The sequence below is a fragment of the Priestia megaterium NBRC 15308 = ATCC 14581 genome, from assembly GCF_000832985.1.
Classification (GTDB): Bacteria; Bacillota; Bacilli; order Bacillales; family Bacillaceae_H; genus Priestia; species Priestia megaterium.
Genome location: NZ_CP009920.1, coordinates 3,727,541 through 3,742,626, shown reverse-complemented (window position 1 = coordinate 3,742,626; position 15,086 = coordinate 3,727,541). Strand labels below are relative to the sequence as shown.

The following is a 15,086-nucleotide window of genomic DNA, read 5'->3' as shown; positions in this document are numbered from 1 at the left end:
AAGACCTTTTAAGAACTAAAATGTACGATTAATTAGACTAGTAAGATATTTATCATATGTAAAAACCCTCTTCATTAACCTATGAAATTCAAAAAAGCATGCTACTTCACCGCAGCATACTTTTTTATGTTATATAAAAGCTGCCTTAGTAAACGGCAGCTTTCACAATCCCTTAATCCACTATTTCAAGCTTCACTTCATTAAACAAACTAGTAGAATTCCACACATTCAGCCCAGCATAACCTTCTGAAAAGGTAGGATCCATTGTATCGATCACCAGCTTGCCATCGAGATAAACTTGAATGTGCTCTCCTTCAGCCCTTACTTTTAGATGGTAATCCGTATTTGGTTTTAAATCCAGCTTTCCCCCATCGTCGTAAATAATGAGATCCTTTCCTATTCCATCTCTAAACGCAATGAGTTTCACTTGATTATTAAGCACATCTACATTCGCAGCGTAAGCGTTATTTGCCTGTTCATCCGAACGGAATACTAGCGCTCCTGCTCCTGTAGAATTTGAAACAGCCTCCTTTAACACCTTTATCTTTGCCTCATATGTGAAATTTTTTGCTTCTTTTGATGATAAGGTAAAGGCATCTTCTTTGCTTCGTCCTTGTTTCCCGTTAATCGTATCGGCCCATAGTCCGCTAATGCTTTTCCACCCTGATAAGTTTGTCTCAACAGGACTTTTATTCCAAATTGATTTTAACGGATACATCTTAAGAGAATTTAATTTTACAGCGCCTCCTTTGCTATAAAGCCTTATTTTATTGCTTGAAAGCGTTGGAAAGAGCTGGTCTGTTATTACTTCTGTGCCGTCATTACCAAATACTTCTACAGACGACTGGTCTACAAACATATGAAGCTTAACCTTTCCGTCTTTTGGAAGCATGGAAGCAGAGTGTTTGCCTTTCACATTTTCACCAAAATCAAAACTTCCAGAGTTTGTTCGGTCAACAGATAATCGCTGTTTGTTTATGTTATAGCTGACTTTCGTATTTTCACTGCCTTCTTTTTGAATTTGAAAACCAAATTCTTGTGCCTCTGTATTAGAAACATCGAATTCTGCCATAATTTCATATTTGTTTTCCTGTATGCCTGAAAGAAGATTTCCATTTTCAGTAACCATGAGATTCTTCAATATCTTTTTTTCTTGCTTATTGCGGATTGAATCAATTGAAACAGGTATTTGTTTTAAACGAAGCCCTTTTGCTGTGTTGGTGAGTTCTATTTTTCTTGGGATTGACATAGAGCTTCTCCAAGTAGTAGTGGGAGTATTGTTTGCATATTGCCAGTTGCTCATCCAGCCTAGCCAATACTTTTCTCCGTTATCTCCTGCAACTCCGCTCCAATCTACAGCGGCATAAAAGTCGGCACCATAATCTGTCCAAAGCACTTCCTCTGGCGGGTTTTCATTTTTAAATGTTTTTCCGTCAAAATCCCCAACAAAGTACTGCATCCCTGAACCTCCAGCTGCCGCTCCATCATTGATGCTGACCTGCAGCACCCATTTTTTCTTTGTGCTGTCTCCATCAACCGGCAGTTCGAGTAAAGTAGGACACTCCCAAATGCCTCCGTTGCTTCCGTGAGTTGAATTCACCCATTCTCCTGACACTGTGTTCCAATCTGAAATCTCTCCGCTTTCTCTTTGTTTAGCTTCCTCCGGTTCTTTTGCTACACTGTCTACTTTATCCGGCATTTTTTCTGTATGAAATACATTCACATCATCTAGATTAATATGCCCCCATCCGCCTACAGCTTGATCAACGGCTTTAATGTACAGTACTTCTCCTATATACTTAGAAGCATCCCATACGTAGCGCTGATACTTTTCATCTGCAAACTTTGTATTCGCTTGACGAATCAATTCTTTATCGTCGGATGCCCGGACTAAGGCTACATAGCGGTTTGCGGGGTCGTTTCCGCCTCCCATTAACAAATTGATTTCACCTGATCCGCTCAATTTAAAATAAGACGAATGTAATTCTCCAGTGGCATTATCACCATCTTGCTTATCAGAAAACCCCCATAAATGATACTTTCCTTTTTGTTCAAAGAGACCGCTCCAATTTGTGGTTGCATCCGTTACATGATCGTTTGTGAATGCATTTCCTTTTATCGTTTTCCAGCCGGTGAGATCGCCTGTTTCAAAACTTTTATTTTTAATTTCTTTTTCATCTGTATCAATAAACTTGGTCATGTTAACGTCTTGAAACCGGACTGAAGATTGATTAACGTGTAGTCCAAACAATCCTTTTGAAAAAGTTTCATCTTTTGCAGTAAGGGTGAAGTTATCGTCTATATACAAATCAAGTTTATTTCCAGATGCAGTTACTTTTACTTGATGTGATTTGCTCGTATCAATTTTTTCATTTGTTTCGGCAAGGACAGTTGAAATGCCATTTTGAAGCTTTACTAGTTTGATTGTATCCTTAGAAGCATCCACGCTAGCTATATATCCGTTTTTGGCTTCCGCGTCTGCCCGAAAGAGTAGTGCACCTGAACCAGGGTTTTCATCTAAAAATGTCATATTTGACTCGTAAATAAACTGATCTCCCTGTTCTTCACTCATAATGTATCCGTCGCTGTCAGATTTACCGGTTTTTCCATCAGCAGTATCATTCCATGTTCCCGTAACAGGTTTCCAGTTAGATAGATTGGTTATGAAATTAGATTGATTCGTAAATTTAACATGACGAAAGACAGCTGTGGAATTCCATGCTGTTAATCCAAACTGACCATTTTCAAAAGATGCATCACTGCCTTCTAGAACCTGTTTTCCATTTAGCAGTACCTTAAAGTAGTGACTGTTTGCTTCTACTTTTACATGATATGCTTGTGATGTATCAAGCCTCATTGGCTTTGAAACAACAGTCGTTATGTTTCCTTTCTCTACTTTGTTAAGTGTTAAGAGGTTCTTTTCTGCATCTAAATTGACGGTATATGCGTTTGTTGCGTCTTTATTAGAACGAAAAACAAGACCGCCTGCGCCTGCGCGTCCATTCTTTTCTACAAGCGTAATTTCCCCCTCTAGAGTAAAGGATTGACCTTTTTGTTCGGATAAGGTATATGAGTATGCACCACTTTGACCGTTTGCTTGGATGCCTCCATCAGGTCCAAACTCACTTGCGTATTTCCAATTTTTCAAGTCAGGTGATGTATAAAACATAATTTTATCTTTAGCAGCTAAAGACATCACCCACTGCTTGGTTTGGTCATGCCAAAACACTTTTGGGTCGCGCCAGTCAGGAACTGGGGGATTCGGCATAATAGGGTTTCCTTCATACTTGGTCCACGTTCTTCCCCTGTCCTTGCTGTATGCTAGACTTTGCACTTGTCCTTTTCTGCCCGAGTGTGTAAAGATAGCTACCATTGCTTCTTTTCCAAACCCTGCGGTATTATTCCAATCGATAACGGCACTTCCGGAAAAAATCTCTCCGTTCTCGTCTGGAGAAAGAGCAATCGGCAGGTGTTTCCATTTCACTAAATCTGTACTAACTGCATGCCCCCAGTGCATAGGTCCCCAAGTGGTACCGTAAGGATAATACTGATAAAAAAGGTGATACTCTCCGTTATAATAGACCATTCCATTTGGATCGTTCATCCAGTTCGCTTCTGGAGAAAAATGAAATTGATTCCGGTATTTTTCTTGATAATACCCTGTATTATCAGCTAATACAGGGCATGCAGAAAACAAGCTTATGGAACAAGCGACTCCAATCATCAATAACTTTTTAACGGTTCTTTTCATCTTCCTTTCCTCCTTTATTTGCATACTGGTTATGTAAAACATTTTCACCAGCAGATGCTAGAAGAATAGATGACTCCTCTTATTTATCATCCTAAAAAGCCTATCCAATAACCCCCTATACCAATTAAGAAAATACCGAAAATAATAAGCAGCGGATTTGTACCTTTTCGAAGCATCCATGCTACTAATAGAGTTAGTGCTAAAGGAAGCAGCCCCGGTAGAATACTATCAAGTACGTCTTGCACGGTTTTTACCACAACTTTACCAGAATCATCTTTGATCCTAGAAACAACCACTGGTATATTAATAGTGGTCCATTTCGAAACCAACGCTCCCATTACGAAGAGTCCTAAAATGGATGCACCTTCCGTCAGTTTTTGAATTCGATTGCCTACTAAATCTTTTAAAATTTCTGTTCCTTTTAAGTAACCATATTTTAATCCATAATATTTTGTACTTAATCGAATTGCATTAATTAAGATGAAAAACAGCAGTGGCCCGGCAATATTACCGCCTAACGCAAGCGAGGCGCCTAGGGCTGCGAGAACTGGTCGAAGCGTTCCCCAGAAAATAGGGTCTCCTACACCAGCAAGCGGGCCCATTAATCCAATTTTCATTCCGCTGATAGCTTTTTCATCAAAATCTTTTTTGTTTGCCATTTCTTCTTCCATTGCTGCCGTGACGCCGAATATAGGTGCGGAAATCCATGGGTGTGTATTGAACCATTCTAAGTGACGCTTTAATGCTGCATTTCGCTGAGCTCCTGGTCCATATAAGCGTTTGATTGCTGGAATCATAACATAACAGTAGCCCATTGCTTGAACACGTTCAAAGTTAAATGAACCAAGTAAAAAATTCGAACGAATGAACATGCTAAAGATATCTTTTTTCGTTAATCTTTTTTCATTTTCCATCTCTATCCCTCCCTTAAGTTCGCCGTTTAGGCATCTAAATCATCGTCATCATCATATACTTGTTCGCTCCCTGTAGCTGCGGGAACGCCTGCCGGCTGCATTTGATTTCGCTGCTGCATTACTTGCTGATAAAGAAGTGCTAAACAAAGACCCAGCGCTCCAAATCCTACCAGGTTAAACCCTGTAAATGCCGCCAGTAAGAACCCGATATAGAAAAAGGGCTTTAAATGAGGAATGTTCATCATATTGATAACCATGGCATATCCTACGACCACGATAATGCCTCCTCCAATTTGCAGGCCTTTTGTAATAACTTCCGGAATATTGCCGAGGAAAGTTTGCACGGCGCTTACGCTGATTAATGTAACAATTAAAGTTGGAATCATAACGCGGAGAGCCTGAAAACCCATAGCAGTAATATGCATAATTTCAATTCCTTTAAAGTTTCCTTCTTCCGCGTACTTATCAGCTCGATGAATTAAAAATACCGTAATGGTACGAACAAAAATGGTGAGTACTTGCCCTGCAGCTGCTAAAGCTATGGCTACCGCAATGCCTTCACCAATCCCCTGACCAGCTGTGATAACTAAAATAGTTGAAATAACAGAAGCAATAGCCGTATCTGGTGCCATCGCCAATCCAACATTCATCCATCCAAGAGCCATTAATTCCAGTGTTCCACCTAAAATAATGCCGGTTTTTAAATCTCCAAGCACCAAGCCTACTAACGTGCAGGCAATGAGAGGACGATGGGATTGCCCTTCGTCCAACACGCTTGCAATGCCAGTTACTGCTGCAATGACTAATAATAAAATAATTTGTATGGAAGACATAAACTCATCTCCTTATTTGATTTTTGTTTCGTTTCTCAGTAGTTGAATAAAATTTTCACTAGAATCTGAAGGTAATTGGCGCAGCTCAAGCTTTACGCCTAGTTCCTGCAGTTTCTCAAAAGCATCGATATCTTTTTCGGTAACGCTTACAGATTTAGTGATTTGTTTTCGGTCATTAGCAAAACGCATGCCCCCTACGTTTACTGTCTCAATAGGTACGCCCGCTTGAACAAGAGCGACAATGTCTGCGGGGTTTTCAAACAGCAGCATGGCTGTTGTATCCTGATAACGAGGGCTGTGAAATGCTTTTGTCATTTTAGAAATCGAGACAGCGCTCGCTTTTACATTCGAAGGAGCCACAGAAAGAATAAGCGTTTTTCGCATTTCATCCGCTGCCACCTCATCTGAAACAATGATAATTCGATCTGCTGCATTTGTTTTGATCCATCTTGTTAATACCTGCCCGTGAATAAAGCGGTCATCAATTCTTGCTAAAACGATTTTCATAATAATCCATCCTCTCCGATTTGGTTCGCTTGCTGGATTTTCTCCAAATGTTCACTGCACACTTGAAAACTTTCTTCATTTACCTGCTTTAATCTTCCTAGCATCTCTTTTAATGTAACATGTTCCCTCATGGCTAACACTTCTAATAACATAGGCAAGTTAACTCCGGATACCATATCCGCTGTTTTATTTTTAAGGATATATGGAGTAGCCGCATTGTAGGGTGTACCTCCGAAAATATCGACTAGAAAAAGCACTTCATTTTCTAAGGGCATTTCCTCTAATGCCTGCTTATATTTTTCTTCAAGGGTTTGGATACCCTCTCCTTTTAGAAAAGGTACGGCTACTACGTGATTCTCTTCACCAAATATCATTTTGGAAGACCCCTCTAACGCTGGCGCGAAATCACCATGTCCACTAATAATGACTGAAATCATGTACACTTGCTCCTCTCTTTTACGTTCTACACTTATTTATTGCAAGTATCGTGCCAACAAAGAGTATTAAGCGCTTTCATTTATTTTTCAATACCTTTTTCTGTGTTGTTGATACAGGTTCCTTAAAATAAACAAACCTGTATCAAAACGTCATGCGTTTTAATACAGGTTTTTCTGTTATTTAAAAAATGGGATAAAAAAAGAAACTAGTGGCATATAAATCAAACTAGTTTCTCAAAATTATAATATGATTTTTACATTTCATCCGCAAAAATGGTGGCAATAAATAATTTTTCATCTCTTGTTAAGGTAAGTTTCAGCTTTTTTTCGACGGCTTGTAATGTTTTTTCCGTTTTTTGATAAATGTTTTCTAACTCGTGAGTGATTTCTTCATCCTCGGGAAAAGTAAGAGGTTCATTTTTTATCATTCTTTCTAAAGCAAAGGCTGTATGCATCACAATTCGAATCATAACAGTGTTGCTTAATTCCATTTCTAACTCATCTTGTACATGACTTAACCACTCTAACAGAATTTCACTTATGAGGTACGGATTAATAAATAGAAGGTACTTTCGCAAGTTTTCTTCGCAAAGTTCACGCACCACAATATTCGCTTCGGTTTTCTCGTCATCATAGCTTATCGTTTCTTTTGTAATTGCCTGTTGAAGTATTCGCTCTCCCTGCCCTTCAATGAGAACTTCTAATGATACATGAGGCGCATCAATCCTTGGATTTTTAGTGCCTGCCGTTGCAACAATTTCATATTCTTTTTGAATTTCTCGAATGTTTGCTGCTAATTTAATAGAAGAAACGGTTAGAATTTTAATAGGTTCTTGAGATACTTTGCGTGAAATAATCGTTAAGATTTTTTCTAATTGTTTTGCTGTACCGCTTCCTGTTGTACAAATAGAAACAAGTGCTTTCTTTTTTCCAAACACGTGCTGCTGCTTATCTATAAATTCCATAAAGTCTTTTTGCACCGAATCAAATATGGCATATAAATTTAAATCTAAATAATTTACTTTTCTAACGGTGTCTAACACCATAGACGTCGTCACATTGCTGATGGTCTTAATTTTAGTCCCTGTTTTTTGTTCCAACTTGCTTTCTAACATGGCAAGCGAGCCCATGTCCACAAGCATTAATACGCCTTCTCCTTCATCTACTTTCTTAATTCCTTGGATTAACCTGTCTACAATTTCAACCGGAGATACCGTCAAAGGCACATCAATAGCTATAATAGGAGTGCTTCCTAAAAGCTCCGTAGCAACTTCAACCATAGAAGTTGCCGTGCTGTTTCCATGGGCAGCAACTACAATCCCTACTCGTTTATTTTCTTCTAACGTTCGAATTGATTGAATAACCATTGTGAGATAAATGACTTCTATTTCTGGCACGCTAATGTTAAACCACATTTCAATTCGATTTTTAAAAAGCAGTGCTACCGCATATTCTTTTGGATATGTTTCGCGAATTTCATCTATCTCCTTTGTATTTAATACGTCTACTTGTTTTTTTCGCTTTAAAAAGGATTCCATATGCATACTTAAAAAATGAATAAACCTGCGATCAAATTTACAGTTCAATTCTTTTTCAGCCAACTGTTTTAATTCTTTTGTAAGCTGCATCACATCGTCTTCTACGAATTTCATTAAATTAGAGCTCTGGCCATTTTTTTGATTAAAAAAGCTTCGAACATTCAAATGAATGTCGGTAAGAATATACTGATTGATATCTTCTTGAGATAAACCTTCTTTTGTTAAAACATCTACTTTTTCTTCTATTAACTGATATAAATTAAATGATACGTCTTCCTCCATTTTTATTTCTTGGCTCTCCATAGCCGGGGAGATAATCGTTTTAAGGTTTACATATTCAGAAATTTTTTTGCTGCGCTCCATATTTTTACTATTTGAAATCCAATCTCGTTTAATATCGTCAGGCAGATCTCGCACTGTAAGTTCCACCATATGTTTACTATCAAGGTTATTTAAAAATCCGTGTGCGCAAACGAGCTGCACATTCGACTTTAACTGCCCTACATTCCCGAATTTTTCAGTGTGGATTAAAGCATTTAATACATCAATGTGGACACTTAGCTTTTTATTAATTCGCTTAGCCTCTTGTTCTAAAAGAAACGTGGTGAGGCGAATTTTTTCTTTTAAAGACCTCTCTTCTAATGAGGGAATATGGATAGTCATCGGAATTCTTCTTAAGAAAGTTTGCAGTAAGGCTGAACCGGGATTTTCAGTTGTAGCACAAATAATTAATACCTTAGACGTTCGCTTATGATCTGTTTCCCCTAGGCGATTGTACGTACCTTGATCAATGAGGTAAAAAAGCATTTCTTGGCCTTCAGGAGGAAGCCGGTGTACTTCATCCATAAAGAGAATCCCTTCATTTGCTTGTTCTACTAAACCTACTTTACTTTCAGTTGCTCCGGTGAAACTCCCTTGCTTATGACCAAATAACTGAGAAAGAAGTAATTGAGGATTATGGTAATAATCAGCGCAGTTAAAGGTAATGAACGGAGCATCTGTTTTTAGCCTCTCTGAATATAAGGCAAATTGATAGATTCGTTTTGCAAAAAGAGATTTTCCCGATCCCGTGGGACCTAATAGCAGCATATGTAATCCATTAGGCGGGTAAAGAACAGCAGCTTTTGCTTGAGAAATCGATTTTTTCAAACTTCCGGTAGCTCCAATCATTAATTCAAAAGGATTAGCAGGAAGAGCTTCTTCTTTACCCCCATTAGATAGCTGCTCTAGTTTTTCTACTTCCATCTTATTCGTATCCCACTTGTGACGGCAAATGGTTTCAACAACCTCTAGCGGAACGTAGCGAACGGGGAACATTTTAATTTTGATTACTTTTTGCAGGCGGACAAGTTTGTTAAGTTCAAGGCTTACATTAGATCTCTCTAAATCTAACTGTTCAGCAATTTCAATCGCTGAGCTTCCTTGTTTATGTAAAAGTTCCACTTCTGTAAACTCTTGAAAATTACTCAACAGCTGATTGTATACCTTATCAATTCGTTTCATTAGAAGCACCTTCTTTATTTTCAGTTCACGATTGGAATTTTCTCTTTCAAAGAAATGATCATTCCCTACTACTACAAGCTATTTCATCTACAAGTACCCTCATGTGATACTAATCTATGAAAACGTTTCAAACCATTATATGTAAATATATTAAGTTAGTCAAACTTGCATGTCAACCGGTTTCATTCTTGAAGTTATAGTCTGTCTGAATGTTTCATTTTCTTTAAATAACTATTAATGTATATACTGCTTTTTTATTTTAATCAGCACTGCGTTTACAGCACATTTTTGATTAAATAATAAAACGAAAGAAAACAGCAGCAGTTACCGCCATCTTCTTTCGTTTTTAAAAATTATTTATCCGTACTTAATTGCCCTTGTGGTAAAATACTGTTTTTCACAACAGCTGTTTTTGATCCTTTAATATTTAACAAGAAGCTAGGAGCAAAAGTAGAATGTTCCTCTGAATAAAAGCCTCTGTTTGTCATGTAACTTGTGATTACGACATTGTCTCCTTTCACTTGTGGAACTGCAAAATGTGAATACGTAAACGTTTTGTCATTAGGATCGAGGTCCATATGTAAAACAAGTCCTGTATCATTTAGCGGCTTGTATTTTCCTGTCAGCGTATTTGATACGTACCCTAGCATATATACGTCATCTTGGCCGATACCATCAATCGTCATTTTAGATCCGCGAGAATCTGTGAATAAGTACCATTTCCCATCTTTTTTAAATACATTTGCGCGTTCAATTTCATCTGTCACCGTGTTTGAAGTAATCAGTGGATCCATTACTTTTTTCAAGGTATAATTGTTATTTAGTTCAACAATGCCTAATGCACCGTTTGCTAAAGAGGCTTTCTTTTTATTAGAGCTCTGAAGTAATTTCTCTTTTTCTGATTGGAAAAATGGATTATTTCCACCGTAGTAAGCTCGATTGTAAAGGGAATCTTCACCTTGATAACCATCTTCAGTTCCTGTGTTTGCTTCAAATACAAGGTATTTATGCCCTTTATCCTCTACATAGTGAGGATCTCTCAACGTATGATTATCTCCTGAACCATATGCGCCTTCGTCAATAAACTGCTGAATATTTTGATACTTTTTACCATCACCATCAAAAATGGATTTATGATCTTCAACACCATCAATTTTTAACGTATCTCCACTTGGCTGGGATACATTTACTTGAGCCGTTGTTATGGTTTGTTTTCCATAGTTTGTACCTGAAAAGTTAGTATAGAATAAGCGTATTTTTCCGTCTGATGTTAAAGTAGCAGATCCTGACCATTCTTGTGTTTGCTTTTTCAAATGAGGATCATTCGGTACAAATTTGTCACTGTCTTTGAACACTCTTCCTGCATTTTTCCAACTGTCAATCGAATCTTCACCGATTTTTTGATAAAACACATAAATAGATGTATCATCAGCATCTTTCGGATCGCCTGCTAGTGCAAATACAACTTGGTAACCATGATAGTTGGCTACTGTTCCGTCAGCATTTTGCAGAGGCCAGCTGTCCCATACGTCTAAATCAATTAAATTGCCCGATTTATCATACCCTTTTGCAGAGGCAATATTTTTGATTGTTGATTTATCAAAAGCTGGAACTTTAAACTGTTCGCTTTTTTGCTGCTGAGGAATTTTCAGCATGTTATCACGTGTAATATGGGAAACTCCATAATTATTGTTGGTATCTTTATGATTGCTTTCAGCAGCCCATGTTTGAGATCCAGCACCTATTAACAGAGCTGTAGCAAAAGATAAAGCTGTAGTTTGCTTTGCGATTTTCTTAATATTCATCTGTTTTTCTCCCTTTTGTATAATACCTTTTCTTGTGTCACTCACAAGCAATTCATTTTCTATGTATCGAGAAGTCATATCAATCTGGCGAAATAACAGAACCGGTTCCATTACCTTTCCAAGATTACTTGCATAATATTGAAAAGTCAAATAGGTAAAATGGAGTAATTATCTCATTTTTCTTCTCTTATATCTTTCATTTGGTTATAAAGTCTTAAACCTTCAACTTTTTAATTAAATGAGCAAATTCACCATCATATTTAACCTGCTATTTTTTATAAGCTCTTCTACAATTGTTAAAGTAAGCCATTTTCAAAAAAATATTGTTAATGTATTTTTTGTGAATTAGTGGAATAATTTATTATATAATAGTTCCTATTGGAAATAATGAGAGACAAAAGAATTAGATAATTGCTTTTCAATTTGATTCTTTTATCCTGTTAAATTTTATGTAGCTTTTCACGAGAAATCGCTATCATTTTAATGAATCAATAATACATTTTTCAGAAAATCAAAAAGAGCTCTTTATAAAGAGCTCTTTATAAAGAGCTCTTTTTGATATCATTTGTGCTGTTTTTAAATAGCAGTTCTTATTTAAGAATCAAGTTCCGCAGTACGTTTGATAAGGCTGCTTAGACGGAGCAGACGGTGTACAATACTCTGGCTGACCCGGAGATTCATATGGGCTAGAAATCACTTCAAGAAGGGTTTCCATGACGCTGTAGTCTTTTTTTTGTGCTGCGTCTAACGCTTCTTCCACTCGGTGATTTCGAGGAATGACAGCCGGATTATTATTTTTCATAAGCTCTTGTGACTCCGCTTTAGATTGTTTTTGTCTACCTAATCTTTTCTGCCATAGCTCATGCCACTGTGCAAATTTTTTGCTTTCAAACAGATCACTGTTTTCTAACTTTTCAGCGGTTAATGCACGAAACGTATTTGTGTAGTCAGCTTTATAGGTTTTCATTATTGTAAGAAGGTCTTGGAATAATGCTTCATCTTCTTTTTCTTCGTTAAAAAGACCAAGTTTAGCCTGCATACCTGCCAGCCAGTTTTCCCGATAGAATTTTGGGAATTCCGTCACAGCGCTTTGCGCTATTTCAACTGCTTTTTCTATATCTTGATCCAATAGCGGTAATAAAGCCTCGGCAAATCTCGCAAGATTCCACCCTGTAATGCCTGGTTGATTTTGATAAGCGTAGCGCCCTTGTACATCAATTGAACTAAATACAGTTTCTGGATCATAGGTATCCATAAATGCACATGGCCCATAATCAATTGTTTCTCCACTAATTGTCATATTATCCGTATTCATGACGCCATGAATAAAACCAATAAGCTGCCATTTAGCAACTAGGGTAGCGTGACGCTTAATCACTTCTTGAAGCAATGATAAATATTTTTTTTCATTCTTTTCTATGTGGGGAAAGTGACGTTCTAATGCATAGTCAGCTAAAGCTTGAAGGTTTTCGACCGTTCCCCATTTTGCAGCGAACTGAAATGTGCCAAAACGAAGGTGACTGGAAGCTACACGCGTCAAAATCGCCCCCGGCAGTTCTTTTTCACGAACAATGGATTCACCTGTTGTTACGACTGCTAGGCTCCGAGTAGTCGGAATACCAAGAGCATGCATGGCTTCACTAATAATATACTCACGCAGCATAGGTCCTAGAGCTGCCCGGCCGTCTCCTCCGCGGGAATATGGTGTTCGGCCTGAGCCTTTAAGCTGAATGTCTACTTTCTCACCCGAAGGCGTAACTTGCTCCCCTATCAGCAAAGCCCGGCCGTCTCCTAGCATGTTAAAGTGGCCAAATTGATGCCCCCCATAAGCTTGTGCAAGCGGGAAAGCACCTTTTGGAAAACTGTTTCCAGCCAAAATACTAACTCCTTCTGGGCTTTGCAGCTGTTCTTTTTGTAACCCTAGAGATGCGGCTAAAGAGTCGTTAAATTTAACTATTTTAGGTGAACTCACTGGATTAGGATCAAGAGGGGTAAAAAAGATGTTTGGTAACTCCGCATAGCTATTACGTAAATTCCATCCTGTTTCTTTTTGATTAGTCATCGTATCTCCTTTTCTTTTTGTGTCTTAAAACATAATTCTTTCTTTACTGATCGTTGTTTTATAAGCGCAGTAGCCTTGCTCTATCCTGCTTTCTTCTGGGCATCTTAGAGCAGGACAGTTGCTCTTTCATTCATTATCTCTTTTACTATTATATCGTATTTGCCCGTACTTTTAATCTAAAGTGCCTTATCCATTTATATACCTCCACTTTGTTGACGAGCTATTAAATGCTCAAAAAAGGAAGAAGTATTAATATACTTCTTCCTCTGTATTTTACCCCCAAATATCTTTTAAATTCCAATACGTTAACTCTTTTACGATTACGTTTCCTCCTTCAGTAAATAACTCAATTCCAAGCCTGCTTTCTTTTGGATAAATACGGCTCGTCATGGTCGCTTGTCCTTCGTTTGCAAATACTTCAACGGAAGAACGGTCCACAAATATTCGTAAAGCTAGTGTCTCACCTGCTTGTAGCGCTACTTTCCTCACTCCATCTTCTTTTCCCGAGTGAGTACAGTCAAGCAATAACTTTTGCTCATTAAGGTTGTAACACATAAGCGTTTCTTCGTTGTTTATTCCACGAATTTTTATTCCTACCGATGAAGCTTGGCAGTCCGCTAAATCAAATACAGCTTGTATCTCTAGCAAGTCTTCATTTACTTCTACTACATAGCTGTTAGAAAGAGCTTTATTGGTTAGCATATTATACTGAGTTTTCCGAAGTGATGTAAGCTCTTGGACGGGGTTCATTAACACTTTATCCTCTCTTAAAGTTAGTTCTCTCGGGAGCGTTAGCGCACCGCACCATCCATCCTCTTTCGTTGGCATATTAGCTTCCCACATGTCCATCCAGCCAATTGCAATTCGCCGTCCTTTATCATCTAAAAGTGTTTGAACAGCATAAAAATCGTGGCCGTAATCTAATTCAGTAAATGACCCATGATGAAATGTATTGGTTCCATAATTATATTCTCCAACTAAATATCCTGTTTGGAAAAGGTTGTGATAGGAATCACCTTTTGCTTCTATCCCTTGAGGAGAAATCATTAACACATGCTTTCCGTCTAACTCAAAGAAGTCTGGACACTCCCACATGTATCCTAGATCTCCATCGCTTTTAGCAAGAACACCAACATATTCCCATTTTTGTAAATTTGAAGACCGGTATAAGATAACACGGCCCTCTTGTTTCTTTGTTGAGTTTCCTAGAATCATATACCAGAAACCTTCGTGCTTCCATACTTTAGGATCTCTAAAATGATGAGAGCTATCTGCTGGCGGCTCAGCAATAACTGGGTTGGCCTCTGCTTTTTCAAAGGTAATGCCGTCTTTACTAACAGCTATATTTTGGTTTTGAAAAAAAGTATCCAGCTCTTTGTCTATATAATTATGTCCTGTATAAATTAACGTAAGCTCTCCTTCGTTATCCACGGCACTTCCAGAAAAACATCCATCTTTATCAAATGAATCTCCAGGAGCTAAAGCAATCGGCAAGTGCTGCCAATGAACAAGATCTTTGCTTTTGACATGTCCCCAATGCATTGGCCCCCAATTTTCGTCATAAGGATGATGTTGATAAAAAACATGATATTCTCCTTTATACTGAACCAACCCATTCGGATCATTAATCCAGTTCGCTGGCGCCATAATATGATACCCTAACCGATATTGATGATTCACCTTTTTCTCTGCTTCATTTAATGAATGTTGAGCTTGCTCGATTTTATTTATCGTTA

The 15,086-nt window shown here is 37.9% G+C and carries 9 protein-coding genes; all 9 read right to left on the bottom strand.

The features are described from left to right. Positions 1–172: 172 nt before the first annotated feature. The 9 genes from BG04_RS19320 to BG04_RS19280 all read right to left on the bottom strand — a co-directional run bounded on the left by BG04_RS19320 (position 173) and on the right by BG04_RS19280 (position 15,081). Positions 173–3,751, bottom strand: a complete 3,579-nt coding sequence (locus BG04_RS19320) for a glycoside hydrolase family 32 protein (RefSeq protein WP_034653215.1) — start codon at positions 3,749–3,751, stop codon at positions 173–175. A gap of 86 nt (positions 3,752–3,837) precedes the next feature. Continuing rightward, positions 3,838–4,665, bottom strand: a complete 828-nt coding sequence (locus BG04_RS19315; protein WP_013056298.1) for a mannose/fructose/sorbose PTS transporter subunit IID — start codon at positions 4,663–4,665, stop codon at positions 3,838–3,840. Positions 4,666–4,691: 26 nt separating this feature from the next. Next, entirely contained in the window at positions 4,692–5,498 is an 807-nt protein-coding gene (locus tag BG04_RS19310) for a PTS mannose/fructose/sorbose transporter subunit IIC (protein WP_013056297.1), read from the bottom strand. A gap of 12 nt (positions 5,499–5,510) precedes the next feature. Beyond that, positions 5,511–6,005: a PTS sugar transporter subunit IIB gene (locus BG04_RS19305; protein ID WP_013056296.1), complete on the bottom strand. Its 495-nt coding sequence runs from the start codon at positions 6,003–6,005 to the stop codon at positions 5,511–5,513. Beyond that, the gene (locus BG04_RS19300) at positions 6,002–6,442 is read right to left on the bottom strand and encodes a mannose/fructose/sorbose PTS transporter subunit IIA (protein ID WP_014460796.1); all 441 of its coding nucleotides are present in this window, start codon (positions 6,440–6,442) and stop codon (positions 6,002–6,004) included. The genes BG04_RS19305 and BG04_RS19300 overlap by 4 nt, the downstream gene beginning before the upstream one ends. 254 nt (positions 6,443–6,696) lie before the next feature. Beyond that, a complete protein-coding gene (locus tag BG04_RS19295) occupies positions 6,697–9,483 on the bottom strand; it encodes a sigma-54-dependent transcriptional regulator (protein WP_034653219.1) in 2,787 nt (928 codons plus the stop codon). Between the two features lie 353 nt (positions 9,484–9,836). Further along, positions 9,837–11,288 carry a glycoside hydrolase family 68 protein gene (locus BG04_RS19290; protein ID WP_034655245.1) on the bottom strand — a complete coding sequence of 484 codons (1,452 nt, stop codon included), beginning with the start codon at positions 11,286–11,288 and terminating at the stop codon, positions 9,837–9,839. A 601-nt stretch (positions 11,289–11,889) separates the two neighbouring features. Continuing rightward, positions 11,890–13,350: a protein adenylyltransferase SelO gene (locus tag BG04_RS19285; RefSeq protein ID WP_034653221.1), complete on the bottom strand. Its 1,461-nt coding sequence runs from the start codon at positions 13,348–13,350 to the stop codon at positions 11,890–11,892. Between the two features lie 273 nt (positions 13,351–13,623). Beyond that, positions 13,624–15,081 (bottom strand): glycoside hydrolase family 32 protein, encoded by a 1,458-nt coding sequence (locus tag BG04_RS19280; RefSeq protein ID WP_034655246.1) that lies wholly within the window; start codon positions 15,079–15,081, stop codon positions 13,624–13,626. Positions 15,082–15,086: the final 5 nt, after the last annotated feature.